General features: G+C 32.8%; 20 protein-coding genes. 8 read left to right on the top strand and 12 right to left on the bottom strand.

Annotated features, from left to right (window positions below; translation table 11 throughout):
• Position 1: 1 nt before the first annotated feature.
• From E0F91_RS05835 to panB, 4 genes are all read right to left on the bottom strand, one after another.
• A complete protein-coding gene (locus E0F91_RS05835; RefSeq protein ID WP_132065389.1) occupies positions 2-739 on the bottom strand; it encodes a nitroreductase family protein in 738 nt (245 codons plus the stop codon).
• Positions 730-2,058, bottom strand: coding sequence for an aldehyde dehydrogenase (locus E0F91_RS05840; RefSeq protein WP_132065390.1), 1,329 nt, complete (start codon positions 2,056-2,058; stop codon positions 730-732). Before E0F91_RS05840 ends, E0F91_RS05835 begins: the two co-directional genes overlap by 10 nt.
• A gap of 145 nt (positions 2,059-2,203) precedes the next feature.
• A complete protein-coding gene (locus tag E0F91_RS05845; protein ID WP_132065391.1) occupies positions 2,204-2,893 on the bottom strand; it encodes an RluA family pseudouridine synthase in 690 nt (229 codons plus the stop codon).
• Positions 2,894-2,913: 20 nt separating this feature from the next.
• Positions 2,914-3,732: a 3-methyl-2-oxobutanoate hydroxymethyltransferase gene (panB, locus tag E0F91_RS05850; protein WP_132065392.1), complete on the bottom strand. Its 819-nt coding sequence runs from the start codon at positions 3,730-3,732 to the stop codon at positions 2,914-2,916.
• A gap of 101 nt (positions 3,733-3,833) precedes the next feature.
• Between panB and E0F91_RS05855 the strand changes: the two genes are divergently transcribed.
• Positions 3,834-4,265 (top strand): nuclear transport factor 2 family protein, encoded by a 432-nt coding sequence (locus E0F91_RS05855; RefSeq protein ID WP_132065393.1) that lies wholly within the window; start codon positions 3,834-3,836, stop codon positions 4,263-4,265.
• 904 nt (positions 4,266-5,169) lie between these two features.
• On the opposite strand, the gene E0F91_RS17690 is transcribed toward E0F91_RS05855, so the two are convergent.
• From E0F91_RS17690 to E0F91_RS05875, 5 genes are all read right to left on the bottom strand, one after another.
• Positions 5,170-5,340, bottom strand: coding sequence for a hypothetical protein (locus tag E0F91_RS17690; RefSeq protein WP_165930094.1), 171 nt, complete (start codon positions 5,338-5,340; stop codon positions 5,170-5,172).
• A 330-nt stretch (positions 5,341-5,670) separates the two neighbouring features.
• Positions 5,671-6,801, bottom strand: a complete 1,131-nt coding sequence (chrA, locus tag E0F91_RS05860) for a chromate efflux transporter (RefSeq protein ID WP_132065394.1) — start codon at positions 6,799-6,801, stop codon at positions 5,671-5,673.
• Entirely contained in the window at positions 6,791-7,222 is a 432-nt protein-coding gene (locus tag E0F91_RS05865; RefSeq protein WP_132065395.1) for a DoxX family protein, read from the bottom strand. The genes chrA and E0F91_RS05865 overlap by 11 nt, the downstream gene beginning before the upstream one ends.
• Before the next feature lies 1 nt (position 7,223).
• Entirely contained in the window at positions 7,224-7,700 is a 477-nt protein-coding gene (locus E0F91_RS05870) for a hypothetical protein (RefSeq protein WP_132065396.1), read from the bottom strand.
• Between the two features lie 691 nt (positions 7,701-8,391).
• The gene (locus tag E0F91_RS05875; RefSeq protein WP_132065504.1) at positions 8,392-9,819 is read right to left on the bottom strand and encodes an L-serine ammonia-lyase; all 1,428 of its coding nucleotides are present in this window, start codon (positions 9,817-9,819) and stop codon (positions 8,392-8,394) included.
• Between the two features lie 238 nt (positions 9,820-10,057).
• On the opposite strand from E0F91_RS05875, the gene E0F91_RS05880 reads away from it, so the two are divergent.
• From E0F91_RS05880 to E0F91_RS05910, 7 genes are all read left to right on the top strand, one after another.
• Positions 10,058-12,565, top strand: coding sequence for a M14 family metallopeptidase (locus E0F91_RS05880; RefSeq protein ID WP_132065397.1), 2,508 nt, complete (start codon positions 10,058-10,060; stop codon positions 12,563-12,565).
• Positions 12,566-13,541: 976 nt separating this feature from the next.
• Complete coding sequence (gene pyrR, locus E0F91_RS05885) at positions 13,542-14,081, top strand: bifunctional pyr operon transcriptional regulator/uracil phosphoribosyltransferase PyrR (protein WP_066076432.1); 540 nt, start codon at positions 13,542-13,544, stop codon at positions 14,079-14,081.
• A 48-nt stretch (positions 14,082-14,129) separates the two neighbouring features.
• Positions 14,130-15,056, top strand: a complete 927-nt coding sequence (locus E0F91_RS05890; RefSeq protein ID WP_132065398.1) for an aspartate carbamoyltransferase catalytic subunit — start codon at positions 14,130-14,132, stop codon at positions 15,054-15,056.
• A 74-nt stretch (positions 15,057-15,130) separates the two neighbouring features.
• Positions 15,131-15,463 (top strand): ribonuclease Z, encoded by a 333-nt coding sequence (locus tag E0F91_RS05895; protein ID WP_066076426.1) that lies wholly within the window; start codon positions 15,131-15,133, stop codon positions 15,461-15,463.
• 294 nt (positions 15,464-15,757) lie between these two features.
• Positions 15,758-16,663, top strand: coding sequence for a ribonuclease Z (locus E0F91_RS05900; RefSeq protein WP_132065399.1), 906 nt, complete (start codon positions 15,758-15,760; stop codon positions 16,661-16,663).
• Positions 16,664-16,758: 95 nt separating this feature from the next.
• Positions 16,759-17,403 (top strand): pyridoxamine 5'-phosphate oxidase, encoded by a 645-nt coding sequence (pdxH, locus tag E0F91_RS05905; RefSeq protein WP_132065400.1) that lies wholly within the window; start codon positions 16,759-16,761, stop codon positions 17,401-17,403.
• Positions 17,404-17,567: 164 nt separating this feature from the next.
• Entirely contained in the window at positions 17,568-18,071 is a 504-nt protein-coding gene (locus E0F91_RS05910) for a CAP domain-containing protein (protein WP_132065401.1), read from the top strand.
• 522 nt (positions 18,072-18,593) lie between these two features.
• On the opposite strand, the gene E0F91_RS05915 is transcribed toward E0F91_RS05910, so the two are convergent.
• The 3 genes from E0F91_RS05915 to E0F91_RS05925 are packed head-to-tail and all read right to left on the bottom strand — an operon-like array spanning position 18,594 to position 21,893.
• The gene (locus E0F91_RS05915) at positions 18,594-20,534 is read right to left on the bottom strand and encodes an OmpA family protein (RefSeq protein ID WP_132065402.1); all 1,941 of its coding nucleotides are present in this window, start codon (positions 20,532-20,534) and stop codon (positions 18,594-18,596) included.
• A 42-nt stretch (positions 20,535-20,576) separates the two neighbouring features.
• Entirely contained in the window at positions 20,577-20,972 is a 396-nt protein-coding gene (locus E0F91_RS05920; RefSeq protein ID WP_243698846.1) for a flagellar motor protein MotB, read from the bottom strand.
• A 12-nt stretch (positions 20,973-20,984) separates the two neighbouring features.
• The gene (locus E0F91_RS05925) at positions 20,985-21,893 is read right to left on the bottom strand and encodes a PorP/SprF family type IX secretion system membrane protein (RefSeq protein WP_132065403.1); all 909 of its coding nucleotides are present in this window, start codon (positions 21,891-21,893) and stop codon (positions 20,985-20,987) included.
• Positions 21,894-21,940: the final 47 nt, after the last annotated feature.

Below are 21,940 nucleotides of genomic sequence, written 5' to 3' on the forward strand. Positions count from 1 at the left end.
GTTATATTTTAAAATAGGTTTCTTCAAAAGGGATACGGAATCGATCCCCATAAAGCCCATTTGTAGCTCTGATCCCGCATCCTATAATCATGTTTATTTCTGCAGAAGCGGGCAAATGTAGTATTTTTTTAATTCTCAGCGAATCAAAACCTTCCATGGGACAGGTATCATATTTTATGGCAGCCATACCAATCATAAAATTTTGTGCCGCTAGTCCAGCACTTTTATGTGCCACAATCCGCATATCACTTTGGCGAGCCTGCCTATAAATGGGTTTGAATATTCCAATAATTTGAAAAGCAAGAAATTTAATCATTCCAATGATTCCAAAAAAATCAAAATAAAGAGCAGGAATAATTTTCTGATAATAATTTAAAGCAAACTTTTCTCTCTTCGAATAATCGGCTTCCGGTTTATTGCCATATTGCGCTTTTAGATACTTAATATTTGATTTAACTCTTTTGCGCCAAAGGTCTTTTCTAGTGACAACAATGACTAATTGTTGCGCCGTTTTTGCTGCGTTTTGATCAAAACTTGCTTTCGCAATCTGCTCAATGCAATCTGGAGACACTACATGATAGAACTCCCAAAGCTGCATATTACTGCTCGTAGGTGCAAGAGCCGCTAATTGAATGCAGTCTTTTACTTTTTGAATATCAAGTGCTTCATTTTTAAAAACACGGACAGAGCGTCTGTATTTAATAGCTTCGCTCACTGATTTTTCAGTGCTTAAATCCATTTCAATAATTTTTGAATGGTTTGTAATTTATCTTTGTACGGAGCATAGCGCATCGGTAAATCCAGCCAAGTTCCTCTTTTTACGATCGCTTTTTTATGGGAAAAAATATCAAAACTCAATTTTCCGTGATAAGCACCCATGCCAGAATTTCCAACACCACCAAAAGGAAGTTTATTGTTAGCCAAATGAATTACTGTATCATTGACACAGCCGCCACCAAACGAATATTTTTGTAACACTTCATCTACAAAGGATTTATTTTGAGTAAATAAATACAATGATAATGGTTTTTCAAAGCTTAAAATTATTTTCTCAATATCTGCTTTTGTTTTATAAGAAAGTATGGGAAGTATGGGACCAAAAATTTCCTCCTGCATGACTTTACTGTCCATTTTAGGTTCGTCGAGTAAAGTAGGAGCTAGGTATAAGCTTTCTTTGGTAGATTTTCCTCCAAAGAGCGTTTCTTGATTTTCCAATAAGCTCAATTGACGTTCCCAGTTTTTTAAATTGATAATTCTAGCATAATCAGGAGATTCTTCTGGATTTGTTCCTAAAGCTTTTTCAATTTCCAGAATCAAGAATTTCACTAAAGTGTCCTTCATTTTATGATGTACCAAAATATAATCAGGAGCAACGCATGTTTGTCCTGCATTTATAATTTTCCCCCATACAATACGACGGGCGCTCAATTCTAAATTAGCCGTTTCATCAACAATGCAAGGGCTTTTTCCTCCTAACTCCAGAGTAACAGGAGTTAAGTTTTCGGCGGCAGCCTTCGCTACTATTTTCCCTACAGCGACACTTCCTGTAAAAAAGATATAATCCCACCGTTTTTTTAACAAATCCGCCGCCACAGTAGCATCACCCGTGACAACTACTACCTCTTTTACAGGAAAAGTTTCACTTATAATTTTGGAAATAATAGCGGCAGTGTGTGGTGTAAGTTCGGATGGTTTTAAGGTTACTTTATTTCCAGCGGCTACTGCAGCCACAAGAGGACATAACGCTAATTGGAAAGGATAATTCCATGGTGAAAGTATTAAAACATGGCCATACGGTTCGCTGTAAACATAATCTGAAGAAGGAAAATTCAACAACGAAGCCCTAATTTTTTTTGGCTTAGCCCAAGAATTTATATTTTTTATAGTTTCTTTAAGATCACTAATCACATAATTGGTTTCAGTTAAAACAGCTTCAAAAGCAGGTTTTTTGAAATCATCATACAAAGCCTTAATGATCGCTTCTTCATGCTTTGTAATGACATGTAATAGTTTTTTTAAGGATTCTTTTCGGTAATTTATGTCGGTTTTATGATTCATTAGATGATTTTAGTTTTAAAAATACAGATTATTATTTTAATCCAAGTTTCTATTCCAAATAAAAACGAAAAAACAGGAAAAATTATTCCTGTTTTATAATACATAAGTCTTTGAAGTATCTATTTTGTTACTATTCCAATAAAAATTAAATAGCATTCCAGATCACATCGTTTGGTACTGCTGCAACTATTTCAATATCTTCTTTGGTTACAGGATGTGTAAAAACTAATTTTCGAGCGTGCAAATGAATTCCACCATCAGGGTTACTTCGGTCAAAACCATACTTCAAATCTCCTTTTATTGGGGACCCAATAGCCGAAAGTTGCGCCCTAATTTGATGGTGTCTGCCAGTATGAAGATTGATTTCCAGAGCGAAATAATTGTTGAGTTCCTTAATGATTTTATAGTCTAAACTAGCTAGTTTACTGTCGGGAACTTCTTTTAAATGTGCTTTTGAAGAATTGTTTTTTTCGTTTCTTTTTAAATAATGAACGAGTTTATCTTCAGACTTTAAAGGTTTATTTTTGACAATACACCAATAGGTTTTTTGAGTTTCCCGGTTACTGAATAACTCATTCATCCTCGTCAATGCTTTAGTAGTTCGGGCAAAAACCACAATTCCAGTTGTGGGTCTGTCTAAACGATGTACGACGCCCAGAAATACTTCTCCAGGCTTACTGTATTTGTCTTTAATGTATTCTTTAACAACATCAGACAATGGTTTATCACCCGTTTTATCGCCTTGTACAATATCGCCCACACGCTTATTGACCACAATGAGGTGGTTGTCTTCATGCAGAATTTGAATATTGTTTTTATTGGATATAATCTTCATATTAGCTCCCCTTTATAGGATTAATATTGCTCATTTGCATTAGGGAAATCACTCGATTTCACATCAGCTACATATTGACCTATAGCAGTGGTCATTCCCTCATATAAGTTCATATATCTTCTCAAGAAACGAGGGCTGAATTCATTGTTCATTCCTAACATATCGTGAATCACTAGAACCTGTCCGTCAACTCCGCCACCGGCACCAATGCCTATAACTGGAATCGATATGCTTTGGGCTACTTTCTCGGCTAAATGTGCTGGTATTTTTTCTAAAACTAAGGCGAAGCAACCTAGTCTTTCAAGTAATTTAGCATCTTCGATTAGTTTATGTGCTTCTTCTTCTTCCTTAGCGCGAACGGTATAAGTCCCAAATTTATAAATGGATTGTGGGGTTAAACCCAAATGGCCCATAACAGGAATTCCTGCGTTTAATATTTTCTTGATAGACTCTTTAATTTCTTTACCACCTTCTAACTTTACTGCGTGTCCACCGCTTTCTTTCATAATTCTAATAGCAGATCGCAAGGCTTCTTTGGGATCTGATTGATAGCTTCCAAAAGGTAAATCCACGACAACTAAAGCTCTTTCTATAGCTCTAACTACAGAGGAGGCATGGTAGATCATCTGATCTAAAGTGATAGGTAATGTTGTTTCATGACCTGCCATGACATTTGAAGCAGAATCACCAACGAGAATTACATCGATTCCGGCAGTATCAACGATTTTTGCCATAGTGTAATCATAAGCCGTTAGCATAGAGATTTTCTCTCCGTTGGCTTTCATATCAATCAGTGATTTCGTGGTAATCCTTTTGTAATCTTTTTTAGCGACAGACATAGTTGTTATTTTAAGCTTGTAAAGGTAATGAAATGTATAATTTTTGATGAAAAATGTAACACTAATATTGTTACAGATACAAATTAATTAAAAAAAGAATCATGCGAAAAATGCTAGTATTAATTTTATTGCTTTACTCGGGATATTCTCAGGCACAAAATCAAGAGATTCAAAAAGTTATTGAAAATTTTTTCATAGCTTTTCATGCCAAAGATTCAATAAAACTTAAGGCTCTTTGCGACGAGGGCATGATTTTACAATCCATTGCTGAGAGCAATAAAGGCAATACTTTGTCTAATGAAAAACTGCAAACATTTTATAAATCCATCGCTTCTATTCCTGTGGATTTAAAGTTTTTTGAAAAAATTCTAAGTTTTTCTATTCAAGTAGACGGTGCTGTGGCTCATGCTTGGACACCTTATGAGTTTTATATAAATGAAAAATTAAGTCATAAAGGCGTGAATGCTTTTACACTTTTCAAAGAAGATAGCAGTTGGAAAATCATTCATATTATTGATACTCGAAGAAAGTAAACCCTGTTTATTTATTTGTGAGCATTTAAAAAGGTAGCTTTGTATTTTAAATTTATAGAGATCGTTTTTCGAAAATCTACTTGGTTATTGACAAAGAAGAAAAATTATTCTAATAGACTTTGACGTAATTATATAATAAAACATTTCCAATTGCACTTTTGTAGCGCGAAATGACACAATAAATGGAGTTACAGTATTGTTTTATTGGTGTTATAGTTGGAATACTATTCTTAGTAGTATTTTAGGATTCTCTACTTTAACGTATTTAAGGAACGCATTTTATTCTTTTTTTTAGGAACTACTTTCTATTCTTTAACGGTATAAAATTAGAAGCAATTTCATGTTTTCCTTATTACCATTTGCCAGTCCTATTGTAAAATATTTTGAAGGCATTTTTTAAAATAGGACGCTGTAATAAGTATTTACTTTAATGGTAAATTTTTATTTTTTGAATAATTAAGTTTCAATCCAGCTTCCGTTGAATAATTTTTCCACGTTACATGAGGAACATTTAGATGTGTAGGCACTTCTATTTCTAATTAATTGAGTGCATAACGCGATTTGAAATTAATTTTTGTGAATCCTATTTTTCGCTCTAACTGAAAATATTTTTTATTGCTGGATCTATATTTATCATAAAACGATGAATTTCTACACATTAACTTGCATTCGGGGTTTGTAATAAATTTGCTTTGTGAAACTCATTTGTTTCTTGAATCAAGTCTTTGAAATTTTAAATAAGTACTTTTTGTTCTTAACTACTATAGATACTATCAGCAATTAAGATTTATTATTTCATTTTTAGTGTGATTTTATTGTTTATTTTTTAAATTAGTGAATAAACAAATTTTTGAAAAGTCAAACGAAAAATAATGCTAATTCTTATAAATGGGAAGTATGTAAATTAATACGTATCATCATTCAAATCTGATTCTTCCTCAGTAGCTTTTTTGTAATTATTATTCAAGTAATGAGTGTACTTCTTTTTATCTTTTTGATTTTTTCTAAAAAGGAATACAATCAAAATAATTGCGAAGAAAATGACAATGCCAATAATAATCCAGTTGATTTCCATTTTTTTTAGATTAAATAAAAGTATTTTTAAAGGTAGGGATAAAATTTAAATTGTATGTTATCTGTATTTAAATGATCTGTAGGAAAATTTTAAACTATTTACTTCTGAGCGTCTCGCTTTCGACTCAAAAAAAGTTATTTTTGTCAAGATTAAAAGATTTTAAAATCGTTGTTTAGTCTATAAAGCTATAGCAAAATTTAAGATGTTTTTTAATTCAAATCCATACACCTTAATTCTATTTAAATTTGTTGGGGAATTAGTTTTCGAAGCATTCTTTTATACACAAAGGTCTATAAATGAAATTTTCACTATTTGCATCCAATGAGTTGTTTATAAATATGTTAACAGATAACCAAATAAGGAACCTCCTAAAACTATAAAAGCACTATTTATTTTTTTATAACCAAATGTAAAAGCTATACTTAAAATAGCAATACTAGTGGTTCGCCAATCTGTAATGGATTCTTTTCCCATTGAAAAGCAAATGGAAATAATTATAGCTACTGAAGCAATATTTACTGCATCTAAAAAAGCAGAGAACGATTTTGAACTTCGCATTTTCTTAACCAGTGGATTAAGCATTGCAACAAAAAGGAAAGCAGGAACAAAAATTCCAATAGTAGAAATAATAGCACCAGAAATCCCATTGATTTGATAACCTATAAAAGTAACCGATGAAAAAATAGGACCAGGAGTAAATTGTCCTACTGCAATAGCATCAAGGAGTTGCTGCCTTGATAAAAGTCCTGTAGATACTAATTCGCTATCCAGAAAAGCAAATAATACATAACCGCTTCCATAAAGTACTGTTCCAATTTTTAAAAATATCCAGAATAGATTTAAATTCGTAGCTGAAAGTACTGTTGTATTTGTTATTTGCAAAAATGTAAGAGGGAAAAGAGTATTGGTTTTCTGTAATTTATTATTCCGGATTGTGAACAGGAGTAAGGCGACTAGGCCAGCCCCAAACATTAAGTAAATTTCATTAAAGTGAAGCAATGAACTTATTAAAACTAGAACTCCGATGATGGCCAATTCAACTGATTTTAATGATTTTTTAGCCAAAGGAAAAGTTGCAGCAAGTATAATGGCGATTATGGCGGGATTTATACCGTAGATAAAAGGTTGGAATTCTGGATACTGTCCGTATTGTTTGTATATCCAAGCAAAGATTCCGGTAATAAAAACTCCAGGAAAAATAAAGCAAATTCCTGCCACAAGTAAACCTTTCCAACCTGCTTTCTCGTGTCCAATATGAATAGCCATTTCGGTGCTGTTGGGTCCTGGAATTAAATTTGTTGCGCCAATTAAGTCTAGGAAATGTTGTTCCGTTAGCCATTTTCTCTTTGCAACCACCTCTTCCCTCATCATTGCAATATGTGCCAAAGGACCACCAAAACCAATGATGCCCAGTTTTAGAAAAAGTTTTGCAATTTCTTTCAAGTCAACTCTATGCTCCATTATTTGAAATTCTTAAGTCGAGCGACCAAAAGCCACCGCCTTTCAATAATAGAAAGATACTGCCTATTAGCATTGCCCAATCTGTCCTACTTCCATGCAGCATTTCCCAAACCCCTTTTTCAGCTAACACATCTGCTTTTGTCGTTGCAATTGCAACAAGCATAATTACTATTAACGGAATACTTCCTAATCTTGTAAAAAGTCCAATTAAAATCAGAGCACCACAAAGAATTTCGAATAGGCCAACAAAACCGCCTAAAAATTCAGGAGCTGGTAAACCAATTTTTTCAAATCTTCCCGCTCCCAAAGTTTCTGAAAATAAAAACTTTTGAATACCTTCAGAAAGGAAAACAGCCCCAACCATTAAACGAATGAGCATAGTTGTTTTTTCGCGATCTGTATTTATTAATTTCTTAAACATTTTATTTTTGTATTGGTGATTGTCTGTTTATTGGCATTTTTACGGTAAAAAAAGGAACTTTTTCCATGGCGTGACAATTGTTACAGTTAATTGTCATGGTTTTAAAATCTTTGTTAAAAAGCGCGGTATCTTTACTTTTTATTGCTTTTCTCATTTCAGGTATGACAAGTGTTAAAAAATGCTCCGCAGACTTAGCTCTCTTAGGTCTTCTTTCGAGCCCAGATTCAATGGCAACTTTAATTTTATCTAATTGATAATCGGCGTATTCCCAATTCTTATCTTGTCCAGCCCAGTAAAGCTCCTGATAACGATACCCAGTTTCAATCATCGCTTTGTCAAAACCTCTAAATTGTTTTTCAATGGTAGTAATTTGATCGCTTTCACTCCCTTTAATCCAGTTACCTTGCACCGTTTTTTGGTTTCTCTGTTGATTACAACCTAAAAGGCCTAGGGCTATTATGCTAAATAGTAGTTTCATTGTCTTGTAAATTCAAATAGTGCAATATACCCTAATTAAAGGATTCAAATAGTTAAATCTATCCTCAATTATTTAAATTATTTTATAATCTTCTGGTAAATAAGTGAATACATCTGTCCTGTTTTAGGAACGATATTTGGTTATTGGGTTTTCAAGGATGCAAAGTACTTGCTTTTGTTGTTTCGCAATTTTTGCTAAAGCATCAAATCTAACTCAAATTTTTATAATCATTTTGCTTGTAACTTTTCCCTTATGCAAGGGAGCTTTAGGCTTGAAGAGTAATTGAAAAGAACTTTTAGTTTTTACAAGGTCTATTTTTCTCCTTTCAGAACGATTACTGCCTAATTCTATTTTACTTTGACTGTTTCGCCTTCTTTAAAATACATTAAAAGGTCTTTTTGAATACTATGAAAAGTTCTTCTTCACTTTGGCGTCATCAAAAATCGTTTTTTTACAAATTTTTACAGCGCACTCGATAAGTTTACTAATAATATTCAGTAAACACTAATTGTAAATAATGAAAATTTTCGTAAAATATTTATGGATTAACTTTCTTTCAATTATCTTTTTAATCAGTCTTTTTTTGTTTGCTACAGCTTTATTTAACGTATATAAAAATTTACGTTTGCAATTGACAACCAGTTTGTTTGCTAAAAAAAATGTGTGATGTACTATTGAAATAAGTTTAGTATTAACAATCTGCCATATTCACGGCAATTGCCAGACCACCTTCGGAAGTTTCTTTGTATTTGTTGTTCATATCTTTGGCGGTTTGCCACATGGTTTCTACTACTTTATCTAAGGGAACTTTTGCATTTTCTGGATCGGTTGCTAAGGCTAATTCGGCTGCATTAATAGCTTTTATGGCGCCCATGGTGTTGCGTTCAATACAAGGAATTTGCACTAATCCGCCAATAGGATCACAGGTCATTCCAAGATGATGTTCCATGGCAATTTCGGCTGCCATTAAAACCTGCTCTGGTGTCCCACCCATTAATTCGCATAAAGCGGCAGCTGCCATCGAGGAGGACACTCCAATTTCAGCCTGACAACCGCCCATTGCCGCTGATATAGTAGACCCTTTCTTGAAAATGCTTCCTATTTCACCGGCAACCATCAGGAATTGTTTGATTTGCTTTTCATCGGCTTGGTGGTTTTCAATCACTAAGTAATACATTAAAACTGCAGGAATAACGCCAGCACTTCCGTTAGTTGGAGCTGTTACCACACGGCCTAATGCGGCATTGACTTCATTTACTGCAAGTGCAAAACAGCTCACCCATTGTAGGATTTGACGAAATTTAACTTCTGTTTTTCTAATTTCTTCAAGCCAACTTTGAGGAGAATTATAATTGGCTAAACCAATTAGGTTTTGGTGCATATCAAATGCTCTTCGGCGCACGTTTAATCCCCCAGGAAGAATCCCTTCAGAATGACAGCCAATGTACATGCATTCCAGCATGGTGTGCCAAATACGGATCAGTTCGTGATCAATTGCGGCTTCCGTACGCATTGATTTTTCGTTTTCAAAAACGATTTCCGAGATGGATTTATTTTCTTTTTTACAGTATTCTAATAGTTCTGATGCTTTGTCTGTAGGATAAGGAAAAGCACATTTTATTTGTATTTTCTTTTTAGCGTTAATGCGTTCCTCTTTGACTACAAATCCTCCACCAATAGAATAAAAAGTAGATATATATTCGCTATCATCGTTCATAAAAGCCGTGAACGTCATTCCATTGGCATGAAAAGGAAGGAAGTTTTTATTAAAAATGATGTCCTGAAGAAAATAGAAAGGGATTGGCTTTTCGTTTCCTAAATTAATTTCGTTTTTTGATTCAATGGATTTTATAATAGCAGCAATGTTTTCTATTGGAATGTATTCTGGATCTTGTCCGCTCAATCCTAGCATGACGGCTAAATCCGTTGCATGCCCTTTTCCAGTCAAAGAAAGAGAACCGTACAGGTCTATTTTTACTCGGATTACAGCATGAAGTAACAACTCATTTCTCAATTCACCTAAAAAGCGTTCGGCAGCTCTCCATGGGCCTAGTGTGTGTGAACTTGACGGTCCTACACCAATTTTTAGCATGTCAAAAACTGAGATACATTCTTCCATCTGTTGTTTCATTTTGTGATCGACAAATATAATAGAATGTTATTAGTATCCGAATTATATACAGGATTTTATTAATTATTTAATAAAGAATAGTGCTGTAATGTTAGTATTCCTCAAAGAAAAATTAATTAATGAACGAGGGGAGCTATGGTATAATCCGTATTTAATTAATAGAAAATTTTGCTTGTGAAAGACTTTGTAAATGGCTATTTTTGAGGCATAACTAACCCGAAATAATATGAAAAAGACTGTTTTTTCTTTTTACCTAATGCTAACTCTGGTGCTCAGTGTTCACTCTCAAGTGCAAAGTCCTTCAGAATTTTTGCCCAATTACGGAAAGCAAATAACGTATTACCATCAAGCTGAAAATTATTTTAGGCAGCTTACTGAAAAATCTCCTTTAATAAAACATCAAAAATATGGAGTAACTCCTGAACAAAGGGATTTAAATGTATATTTTATTTCTAGTCCTGAGAATTTGGCTAACTTAGAACAAATTCGAAATAATAATTTAGCCGCTATTGGTTTGTCCAATAACAAAAGCCAAATGATTGGTGATAAATTAATTGTATGGTTGAGTTTTAATGTTCATGGAAATGAATTTGCAGGAACTGAAAGTGCCATGACTGTGGCCTATGAGCTGGTAAATCCCTCCAACTCTGAAACTAAAAAGTGGTTAGAAAACACCATTGTAATCTTGGATCCATGCATTAATCCTGATGGATATTCCAGATATGGGAATTGGTTAAGAGAAATTTCAAGTAAAAAAACGCATCCCGATTTGTCAGACAGAGAGCACATGGAAGTTTGGCCAGGAGGAAGGTACAACCATTATATCTTTGATTTAAACAGGGATTGGGCATGGCAAACCCAACCGGAAACCCAACAGCGTATTGCATTGTACAACCAGTGGATGCCTCAAGTACACACGGATGTACATGAAATGGGCTATAATTCTCCCTATTTTTTCCCACCGTCAGCGGAACCATTGCACGAATATATTGAAAAGTATCAAAAAGATTTTCATTATACGTTAGGTAAAAATATATCTAAAAAATTTGATGCTCAAAACTGGATGTACAATACAGGGGAGCGTTTTGATTTGTTTTATCCAAGTTATGGAGATACCTATCCTACTTACAATGGAGCAGTAGGCATGACTATGGAACAGGGCGGAATAGGAGCTGGGAGAGCAGTCACAATGAGTAACGGAATCACATTGACAATAAAAGACCGATTAACCCATCATGCAACGGCGGTTCTTACGGTTGTAGAATCAGCGGCAGCACAAGCAGATGTTTTGCTAAAAGGTTTTAGAGGTTTTATGAATAATTCTCGAAAAACAGTCAAGGGAAATTATAAAATGTATGTGATGAAAAACAATCCGAAGTTGGTTCAAATGGCGGATTTGTTGAAAAAAAATAATGTAGAATTTAGTTATGCTGATGGCACTCAAAAAGCATCAGGATTTAATTATACTACAAAAACAGAAAAAGGTTTTACGATTGAACCAAATGATTTAATTGTGAAAGTAGACCAGCCGAAAGCTGTTTTTGCGCAAGTACTTTTTGAACCAAACCAAAAATTGAATGACAGTTTATCGTATGATATTACTTCATGGGCATTGCCTCTGGCTTATGGAGTAGAAGGGTATGCATTGAAAAATAGTGTAGCTGTTAAAACAAAAATGGCAATTGAAATGCAGGAAAAAGTCATTCCGCAAAACGTGTATGCGTTTCATATTCCTTGGAATAATAGAATTTCAGCTCAGGTATTATCTTTGTTGCACCAAAATAATATCAAAGTGCGATCAGCAATGAAGAAAGCTGTTTTTGGAGAAGTAATTGTGGAGCCGGGTGGTTTGTTAGTCACCAAAGCAGATAATCCTAAAATAGTTGATTTTGAAAAAACAATTTCAGGAATAGTAAAAATAAAAACCGATTACAATTATATTGCTACGGGTTTTTCCTCGAATTCAAAAGATGTAGGAGGCGAAAATTTTAATTTATTAAAAGCGCCAAAAGTGGTTTTATTATCTGGAAAAGGTGTTGGTTCCACTGAGTTTGGTGCTGCCTGGTATTATATGGAAGAAACAATTGGTTATCCAGTAAGTGTGATTGAAGTAAATAATTTCAATAGATTAAACTTGTTTAATTATAACACGTTAATCTTAGCAGATGGGTATTATGAATTTTCCGAAGACCAACAAAAGAAAATTGGAGAATGGATTAAAAACGGAGGAAAAGTGATTGCAATGAATAGTGCGTTGACATTATTTGAGGGAAAAGAAGGCTATGCATTAAGTCCATTTGCATCCGAGGAAGACAAATTGAGTTCAGAGAAAGAGGCTGAAGAGGAAGCGTTAAAAGAACGTTTTTTAGATTTTCAAGATTCGGAGCGTAGGTATATTTCTAAATCAATTCCTGGCGCTATTATCGAGAACATGCTTAATAAAACACATCCAATGTCTTTTGGTTTAGGGGATAAATATTTCAGTCTAAAAACGGACGATAGACATTATTCTTTGTTAAAGAAAGCGACTAATGTCGTTTATGTGCCCAAAGATTATAAAAGCTATGGTTTTATTGGGAATGAAATCAAAAAGAAATTGAATAATACGGTAAGTTTTGCTGTAGAAAGTAAAGGTGACGGATCTGTAATCTATATGGTCGACAATCCATTATTTAGAGGTTTCTGGGAAAATGGCAATTTATTATTTAGTAATGCTTTGTTTTTAGTAAATTAAATAGCCAAAATATTGAAACCATAAAAAAGAGCACAGCAATGGGCTCTTTTTTATTGGGATCAAATGACCATTCGAAAGTGCAGTGACTTATTTTCTTCCGAAAATTTTGCTGATTATAAAAATTAGTATGGCCAGTACTGCAACAACTATAAATATGCCAACACCTACTCCAGCTTTGAATATTCCTTCTATTATTGAACAGCTTGAAAATGATATCAATACTATAAAAAGTATCAATAATCGCGTTAATTTTTTTTGCATGATTAATTAGTTTAGGTTAAAAATGTAAAATTATTGCTTTCAACTAAGCAGTTTGTTATATAATTTAGAGACGTTATTATATAATTCATATAAAAAAGTGTGTGAAATGGTAATTTAAATTAATGTTTAAGTATAAAAGTAAAACAAAAATAGGGATCGTTAAACAGCACTATTCTTTATTTTACACAACAAAGCAGAATAAAAAGTAGCGTTATTTTATAAAAAGCAGTCGAACAAAATCAATCATCTCAATTGCCGCTGAAATGCTCTAGTATCAAATTTGTTTAAAGGAATTTATCATATTACAGCTACATTAGCTAATCTAAGTAGTTGGACCTATTTAATGTCGTATTATAAAAATGACTGAAATAATATTTAACATAGGAGTCATATAAGCATTAAGCCTTAAATGACCTTATTGTTGTTTAAGGTATATAAGCCTAAAAAATGAAACTTAAATGACTTATATGGTAAAAAAAATGCACCATTGTTTTATTCTTATAGCTTATCTGTTAGACTTTTAATAGATTTTATTCAATTTCACTTATAATTGGTGTCCGAAATCCCATTATAAAAATGCTTTAGGATGTTTTTATAAAAAAGCAATTTGGATTATAATTCATAAGCAAGCGGGGATGTTTATTTTCTCTGTTTTAAATTATAAAATCCTAAATCGGAATTCGTATCTTTGTCAAACCAAACAATATAATCTACTATGAGTCAAAAAGTATTACTTACTGCAAAAGAAGTAACTATCATATTACATCGTTTGGCCTGTCAATTAATTGAAAAACACTTAGATTTTTCTGATACAATTTTAGTTGGAATTCAACCACGAGGTGTTTTTTTAGCGGAGCGCTTGAAAGAAATTCTGGAAAATGAATACCAAACTCCTGAAATTCAATTAGGTTACTTGGATATTACCTTTTTTAGAGATGATTTCCGAAGAACCGACAAACCATTGGAGGCCAATAAAACTAAAATTAATTTTATTGTTGAAAATAAAAAAGTCATTTTTATAGACGACGTTTTGTTCACTGGACGAAGTATCAGATCTGCTTTGACCGCTATTCAATCTTTTGGTAGGCCTTCAGAAATTGAACTATTGGTATTAATCGACAGACGTTTCAGTCGCAATTTGCCTATTCAGCCAGATTATAGAGGAAGACAGGTTGATGCAATCAATAACGAAAAAGTCAAAGTGAGCTGGAAAGAAAATGAAGGGGAAGATGGTGTCTATCTAATTACAAGTTAGATCGTTTTTAAACGCTAACTATTAAAAAACTAATAATCGTAAACAGCAATGAAAGAATTAAGCGTAAATCATTTGTTAGGCATAAAATACATCAATAAGAATGATATTGACCTAATTTTTGAAACAGCCGATCATTTTAAAGAAGTCATTAATCGCCCCATAAAAAAAGTACCTTCTTTAAGAGACATTACCATTGCCAACATTTTTTTCGAAAATAGTACGAGAACAAAACTTTCTTTTGAACTTGCGCAAAAACGGTTATCAGCTGATGTTATTAGTTTTTCAGCTGCACAATCCTCTGTCAAAAAAGGAGAAACACTAATTGATACGGTGAATAATATACTTTCGATGAAAGTTGATATGGTGGTAATGCGTCATGCAAATCCGGGAGCTGCTTATTTTTTATCCAAAAATGTAAAAGCAAGTATCGTTAATGCTGGAGACGGTGCGCATGAACATCCTACGCAAGCTTTATTAGACAGTTATTCGATTAGAGAAAAATTAGGAGAGGTCGCTGGGAAAAAAGTGGTTATTGTTGGTGATGTTTTGCATTCTAGAGTTGCATTATCTAATATATATGCCTTGCAAATGCAAGGGGCCGAAGTGAAAGTTTGTGGGCCTAAAACACTTATTCCTAGGTATATTGAATCGCTAGGAGTTACGGTAGAACCGAATCTTAGAAAAGCACTTGAATGGTGTGATGTGGCAAATATGTTGCGTGTACAGAATGAACGGATGGACGTGAATTTTTTTCCCTCAACAAGAGAATATGCACAACAATATGGAGTGGATAAAACACTTTTAGATTCTTTAGATAAAGAAATTGTCATCATGCATCCAGGGCCTATCAATCGTGGTGTGGAAATTACTAGCGAAGTTGCTGACTCAAGCCAATCAGTGATTTTAAACCAAGTAGAAAATGGTGTTGCAATTAGAATGGCTGTAATTTATCTTTTGGCATCAAAAATTCAGTAGTTTTAGGTGAAACTTTGTAAATTAGCTACTTGTAATCGAAAATACCGCTGGGTAGTTTCATAAATATAATAAAAATGAAAGTAGATCAAAAAGGACATACCGTAACGATTAGAGATACACAAGGGGATTTTATGTCTTTTCTTATGAAGGTTACGCACCAGTATAAAACGTTCGAAAAACACAACATAATGATCGATCTTTTGTTACATAAAGATTTATCTACGAATGATATTAAGCAATTTATGCCTTTATCGAAACAACATAAAAAAGCAAAAAAATCTTTTGTTATCATTACTTCTGATTTTGATTATAATGCCGTTCCTGCTAAATTAACCGTGGTGCCTTCCTTATTAGAGGCGCATGATATTATAGAAATGGAAGAGATTGAAAGAGATTTAGGGTTTTAACAAATATCTTATGGATTTTTACAAAAACAAAAAGGACGCACATATTTTAAGCATTATTCTATTCGCATGTTTTATAATTTTAATGGGTCTCAATCTCTATAAAGTTTTTACTGATGACGATACATACAGCTATTTGGGAGTAGGTGCTAACTTATTATTGGCAATTTCTCAAGGGTTACAAATTAAAAAATATCAGGGAAAACAAGGATAGTATTTTGTAATTAATTTTTATAAAGCGAATTATGAATGTTCCATTTCTAATTCTATCGTAACTTCTAACATGAAATTTAAAAATTGAAACTAACAATACTTGGTTGCTATGCAGCTACACCACGAACTTTTACCAATCCCACCTCCCAGATTTTAGAAATAAAAAACAGACTTTTTTTAATCGATTGCGGAGAAGGAACGCAAGTGCAATTGCGCAAGAATAAGATCCGGTTTTCTAAAATTAATCATATCTTCATTTCTCATTTACATGGGGATCATTTTTTTGGATTGGTTGGTTTGGTTTCTACATTTACTTTGTTGAACAGAACGACTGATCTACATATTTATGGACCAAAAGGAATTAAGGAAATTATTAAATTGCAATTGCGATTGTCTAATTCTTGGACAAATTATGGTTTGTTTTTCCACGAATTGGAATCTCTAGAAAGTGAAATTATTTTTGAAGACGAAAAGGTTTTGGTAAAAACCATTCCTTTGAAACATCGTGTGTATACGAATGGTTTTTTGTTCCAAGAAAAAATTGGAGACCGAAAATTGAATTTGGATGCCGTCCAAAATTATGAGATAGAGACTTGTTATTACCAAAAAATAAAAAACGGAAAGGACATAACGCTGGAAGACGGAAGAGTTATAGAAAATGGTAAATTAACATTTGATCCAATTCCAGCAATGAATTACGCATTTTGCTCTGATACGGTTTACAATGAAGCGATGCTTCCAATTATAGAAAATATAGATGTGTTGTACCACGAATCTACTTTCCTGCAATCTGAGGAAAATCTGGCAAAAAAAACATTACATTCTACTGCAAAAGAAGCGGCAACAATTGCTTTGAAAGCTAATGCTAAACAATTGATTTTAGGTCATTATTCCACACGATATGAAAGTATCGAATTGTTTAAGGAAGAAGCCGAAACTATTTTTCCTAAAGTGCTCTTGGCTGATGACGGAAAAACCTTTGAGTTTTAAAGTTAAAAAAAACAATTTTAAGTATCAAATAACTGCTGGATTTTTCGATAATTTTAAATCGAATGGTTCAGCAATAACATTTTAAAATAAAAATTATGAATGATTTAAGTAATTACAGAAAATCATACGAGAAGAGTGAGTTATTGGAATCTAATATCCCAGAAGACCCAATTAACTTGTTTAACCGATGGTTTCATGAAGTAGAGGAATTTGGAGGTGACAGCGAAGTTAATGCGATGACAGTTGCTACAATAGGCTTAGATGGTTTTCCGAAGTCTAGAGTTGTTTTGTTAAAAAAGTTTACTGAAGAAGGTTTTATTTTTTACACCAATTACAATTCAGAAAAGGGTAAGGCTATTACAGCAAATCCAAATGTTTGCTTGTCTTTTTTTTGGCATACTATGGAACGACAAGTAATCATCAAGGGAATTGCAAAAAGAACTTCGGAAATAACTTCTGATAGTTATTTTGAATCCAGACCCGATGGAAGTAAATTAGGAGCAATTGTGTCCAATCAAAGTGAAGTGGTTCCTTCTAGAGACTATTTAGAGCAAAACTTGAAGCAGTTAGAAAAAGATTTTGATAGCATTGTAATTCCAAGGCCAAAACATTGGGGCGGATTTCTTGTAACTCCTTTAGAGGTAGAATTTTGGCAAGGAAGACCTAATAGATTACATGATAGAATTCGGTATTCTAGCCAACAAGATTATTCTTGGAAAATAGACCGTCTTTCTCCTTAATGTAAGAATTATACACATTTAATTATTTTTATGATGTAGTTCATCGATTTTTTTAGGTACTTAAACGGTAAAAGATGTATGTTTGAATAAGAAATAAAAAACATAGTATTATATATTAAAGTTGTTTGCCCCACAATCTACTTTAAACCTAACCTACCTAAATTATGAAAATAAAATTACTTCGTGCATTATTGCTCGCTGCTGTGATATGCACTATGAATTCCTGTTCCTCAGACAGTTCTGAAATTGAAACCGCTGACGCAACCGTTCAAAAAGTAGTTGCCTACTCATACAATTCTATTGAGTTAGAGACTATGGATTTGATAAATGCTCACAGAGTTAGCAAAGGTTTGAATCGCTTGGAAAAAATCAACCACATGTCATACAAATCAGAAGAGCATGATAATTACATGATCGCAAACAATGTAGTTAATCATAATGATTTTGCTGCGCGTTCAGAAAACATTATGAAGACTTTAGGAGCCAAATCTGTAAGTGAAAATATAGCATACAACTTTAATACACCACAGGCAGTTTTGAATGCGTGGTTAGCAAGTCCTGGTCATAAAGAAAATATAGAAGGTAACTTTACCCATTTTGGAATTGCAATAAAAGAAAATCCTTTAAATGGTAGAAAATATTACACAAACATCTTTGCGAAAATTTAAGTTGAGTTTTTTATATTTAAGTGGCTGTCTTCCCCCCAAGAGACAGCCATTTATATTTTCTAAAAGCTGATAAAAGAGCCTATAAGAAAATGCAGTATAAAATCAGATGCGTTAATGTCGTTTAATTTCTATTTTGGTTTAATAAAACAACTGTTGTTGCGTTTAATATTCGTTTCAAATGATTTTATAATTCTTGGTGAAGAACAACTTAAATACTAGTTTTTACTATTTTTTTATTAATCAAATCCATAACAGTTTTATCTTTTTTAAATATTTGATTATAGAATTCATATTGTTTTGATATTCTAAAAATATTAACAGAGTTTCCAGGTTTAAAGAGTCTAATGAATCTTTTTCTCATTAGGCTTTTTTGTTTTTACCTCTTATGTAATGTATTTTGATGATCAATATGCTGGATACTGTATCTATTAATGGTAAATGTTTATTCTATTTAAGTTCGATTAATGCAAAAAAAATAGGCTGCCTAAATTAGACAGCCTATTGAATTTCAATTGTGATTGATTAAAGAGCAGTAATGATAAATTCACTTCTTCTATTTAGTTGGTGTTCTTCCTCAGTACACTCTACATCATCTGCACATTTGTTTACTAATTGAGTTTCACCATATCCTTTACCAGTTAATCGGTCAGCACTTACGCCATTTTTGATGAGCCAGTTAATAGTAGATTTAGCTCTTCTATCAGATAAAGCTTCATTATATTTGAAAGTTTGTCTACTATCGGTATGGGAACGAATATCAAGTTTCATTGTTGGATTTTGGTTTAAAACATCTAATATTTTTTCTAAGTCAAATGCTGCTTCTTGACGAATATTTGATTTATCTAAATCAAAATAAATCATTTTAATATTGAAACATTTACCCAAATCATCACCAATAGTTACTTTACATTTTGCATTTTCTAATGCTATTGGTAAGTATGTTTTTCCATTTTCTTCAGCTATTGTAGTCTTTAGTTCTTTTGTGGTATACTCCGGTTTTTGAGCCCTTACGTAGTAAGTTTTTCCACATTCAACCATAAAAGAATAAGCCGCTTTATCATTAGATACAGTTGTGCTAATAGCATTAAATTGATTATCAAATAGTGTTATTTTAGTATCAGGTAGTAATTCTGCTGTTACAAGATCGGTAATCTCACCGAATAAAATTTGCTGACATTTGATTTTTCTTAACTCTAAAAATTTATAAATGTCATCATAGCCCAATCCACCATCTCTATTGGATGTAAAAAAACCCTTTCTTGATTTTGTATCGATAAGATAAGCAAAATCATCTTTGGGCGAATTGATATCTGCACCCAGATTCTGTATATTGCTAAAAGTTCCGTCAGCATTTATATTTGAAACAAAAACATCTAAGCCTCCCATACCGGGATGACCGTCTGACGCAAAGTAGATTTCGTTTTCATCATTTACAAATGGAAAAGTTTCTCTTCCTTCCGTATTGATCATTTTACCTAAGTTTTCTGGATTACTGTAGGTGTCATTATCGTTTATTTGTACTTTGAACAAATCAGATTGACCAATTGTTCCCGGCATATCTGATGCAAAATATAGTGTCTTTCCATCAGGACTTAGCATAGGATGTGCAACACTGTAATTGTCACTATTAAAAGGAAGTTCAATTATATTTGACCAAGAGTCATTTTCTAAAGTGGCTTTGTATATTTTTAATAAAGTAATTTTATTAGCATCTTTACCTTTTTTTCCATCAAGATAATTGTTTCGGGTAAAGTACATTGTTTTTCCGTCTTTTGTAAAAACAGGGGTAGACTCGTGAAATTTAGAATTTATCTTTTTGTCAAGCTTCTGTGGTTGTCCCGGGGTCATATTTTCCCCTAAATTTGCGGAGTATAAATTAGTGAAATATTGATTTGTCCATTTGTGTTTTCTTTGTCCTAAACTTCCAGTGTCCCTAGCGGATGCAAACACGATTTCATTTGCATAAAGTGCAGTTCCATAATCTGAATAGATTGAGTTTATTCCCGCATCCTCAATTTTATATCTTCCAGAGTTGGCTTTTATCGCGTCAAGATAATTCATGTTTTTCATGAAAAGCCTTCCGCGGCTATCGTTTCCCGATTTTTGATTAAATAGTTGTACTAATTCATTTGCTTTATCATTTTGACCAATAGATCTTAAGGACTGTGCGTATCGAAAGTAATACTCTGGTTCTAAATCAGTTGTGTCCATCGAAAATAACTCTCCATACCATCTTGCAGCTTCTTCTAAATCGGCATTGTAATAATAGGAATTGCCTAATTTTTTAAACATCTCAGCTGATTTATATCCTTTTTCGGCCACTTTTTCGTAAGTTTTTATAGCATCTATGTAGGCATAGTTGTCGTACTTTTTATCAGCAGCCGTAACCTTTCCTTGTTGGCAGTGTGCATTAAATGAAAAAGCGGTTAATAAGGTTATATAGAGGAGTATATTATTTTTCATAATAATTGTTTTTAAAAGAATTTTGGCGTTGTGATTTTGTCTTTATTTCTGATTTTTTTTCTCGTGTAATAGCCGTGATTTTTGTTTTAATTTTTCTAATATTTCATTAGCAATATCATTTTGACCAATAAATAATAAAGATTTAGAATATTGGTGATAATATTCAGGTTCTAAATTAATATCCATGGCAAATAATTTACAGTACCATTTAGCAGCGTTACCAAAATCTGCATTTAAGTAATAAGAATCTCCAATTTTTTTAAATAGATCAGCTGATTTATATCCTTTTTCAGCAATCCTTTCATAGGTTTTGATTACATCCACGTAGACATATTTGTCACTTGTTTTTTCATTTATAAATAATTTGGAATCTTGAGCATTTCCTTTAAAATAAATTAGACTAATTAGTATAATGCAAAAGAATGTATTTTTTTTCATGCTATTTAATTTCTAGAAGAATCGTGGAGTTATTATTTTACCATTATTTTTAAATATCTCATAACGTAAGAATATTTCGTGTGATCCAGAATTGTAGTTGCTTAAGCGTGTTGTTTCTCTGTCATATCCATATCCTATGTACATACCATCAGAAACTTGAAATCCAACCATAGCGCTTAGTGCAGCACTCCATCTGTAGGCAACACCAACGACAAATTTATCATTAAACATAAAATTACCAGAAAGATCGACTTGTAATGGGGCACCAATGACCATTTTCGATAGTACTGCAGGCTTAAATTTCAGAGTGCTGTTTATATCAAAAACATAACCTCCTATTAAATAATAATTAATTTTTTCTTTAAAAATGGCAATTTCATTAGCATCATAGCGGTTTGATTCAATAAAATTAGGAATGGAAAAACCTACGTATGCTTTGTCAGAATGAAGATATAAACCTGCTCCAATATTAGGTGAAAATTTATTCTCTACGTTTTGAATTGATGGATCTAAATCAACTGGATTCAATTTTGAGACATCCAAATTGAATAAATTAGCTGTACCTTTAATACCAAAAGAAAGCTTTAAAGATTCCGACATCGGAATTGTATACGAAAAATCAGCAGAAATAGTATTTTCATTAGTAGGCCCAATCCTATCATTAATAAATGAAATTCCTAGTCCTAGGTTGTTATTATTTAATGGGGTATTTATAGAAGCTGCATTTGTTACTGGAGCTCCATCTAATCCTACCCATTGTGTACGATGCATGGCAAAAATACTCATTGCACCTCGAGATCCTGCATATGCGGGATTGATATTAATAGTATTGTACATGTATTGAGTATATTGTGCATCTTGCTGTGCAAAACCAGTAAATGCTGTAGACATTAACAAGATTAAAAATATTTTTGTTCTCATAGTAGATTTTTTTTAATGTCATTGAACAAATTCTTTATTTATGTCCA

Origin of the sequence: Flavobacterium sandaracinum (assembly GCF_004349135.1) — a bacterium.
GTDB classification, from domain to species: Bacteria; Bacteroidota; Bacteroidia; order Flavobacteriales; family Flavobacteriaceae; genus Flavobacterium; species Flavobacterium sandaracinum.

Coding starts and splice junctions, on each gene's coding strand:
- E0F91_RS05835 (WP_132065389.1), bottom strand. CDS start 739: ATGGATTTAAGCACTGAAAAATCAGTGAGCGAAGCTATTAAATACAGA.
- E0F91_RS05840 (WP_132065390.1), bottom strand. CDS start 2,058: ATGAATCATAAAACCGACATAAATTACCGAAAAGAATCCTTAAAAAAA.
- E0F91_RS05845 (WP_132065391.1), bottom strand. CDS start 2,893: ATGAAGATTATATCCAATAAAAACAATATTCAAATTCTGCATGAAGAC.
- panB (WP_132065392.1), bottom strand. CDS start 3,732: ATGTCTGTCGCTAAAAAAGATTACAAAAGGATTACCACGAAATCACTG.
- E0F91_RS05855 (WP_132065393.1), top strand. CDS start 3,834: ATGCGAAAAATGCTAGTATTAATTTTATTGCTTTACTCGGGATATTCT.
- E0F91_RS17690 (WP_165930094.1), bottom strand. CDS start 5,340: ATGGAAATCAACTGGATTATTATTGGCATTGTCATTTTCTTCGCAATT.
- chrA (WP_132065394.1), bottom strand. CDS start 6,801: ATGGAGCATAGAGTTGACTTGAAAGAAATTGCAAAACTTTTTCTAAAA.
- E0F91_RS05865 (WP_132065395.1), bottom strand. CDS start 7,222: ATGTTTAAGAAATTAATAAATACAGATCGCGAAAAAACAACTATGCTC.
- E0F91_RS05870 (WP_132065396.1), bottom strand. CDS start 7,700: ATGAAACTACTATTTAGCATAATAGCCCTAGGCCTTTTAGGTTGTAAT.
- E0F91_RS05875 (WP_132065504.1), bottom strand. CDS start 9,819: ATGGAAGAATGTATCTCAGTTTTTGACATGCTAAAAATTGGTGTAGGA.
- E0F91_RS05880 (WP_132065397.1), top strand. CDS start 10,058: ATGAAAAAGACTGTTTTTTCTTTTTACCTAATGCTAACTCTGGTGCTC.
- pyrR (WP_066076432.1), top strand. CDS start 13,542: ATGAGTCAAAAAGTATTACTTACTGCAAAAGAAGTAACTATCATATTA.
- E0F91_RS05890 (WP_132065398.1), top strand. CDS start 14,130: ATGAAAGAATTAAGCGTAAATCATTTGTTAGGCATAAAATACATCAAT.
- E0F91_RS05895 (WP_066076426.1), top strand. CDS start 15,131: ATGAAAGTAGATCAAAAAGGACATACCGTAACGATTAGAGATACACAA.
- pdxH (WP_132065400.1), top strand. CDS start 16,759: ATGAATGATTTAAGTAATTACAGAAAATCATACGAGAAGAGTGAGTTA.
- E0F91_RS05910 (WP_132065401.1), top strand. CDS start 17,568: ATGAAAATAAAATTACTTCGTGCATTATTGCTCGCTGCTGTGATATGC.
- E0F91_RS05915 (WP_132065402.1), bottom strand. CDS start 20,534: ATGAAAAATAATATACTCCTCTATATAACCTTATTAACCGCTTTTTCA.
- E0F91_RS05920 (WP_243698846.1), bottom strand. CDS start 20,972: ATGAAAAAAAATACATTCTTTTGCATTATACTAATTAGTCTAATTTAT.
- E0F91_RS05925 (WP_132065403.1), bottom strand. CDS start 21,893: ATGAGAACAAAAATATTTTTAATCTTGTTAATGTCTACAGCATTTACT.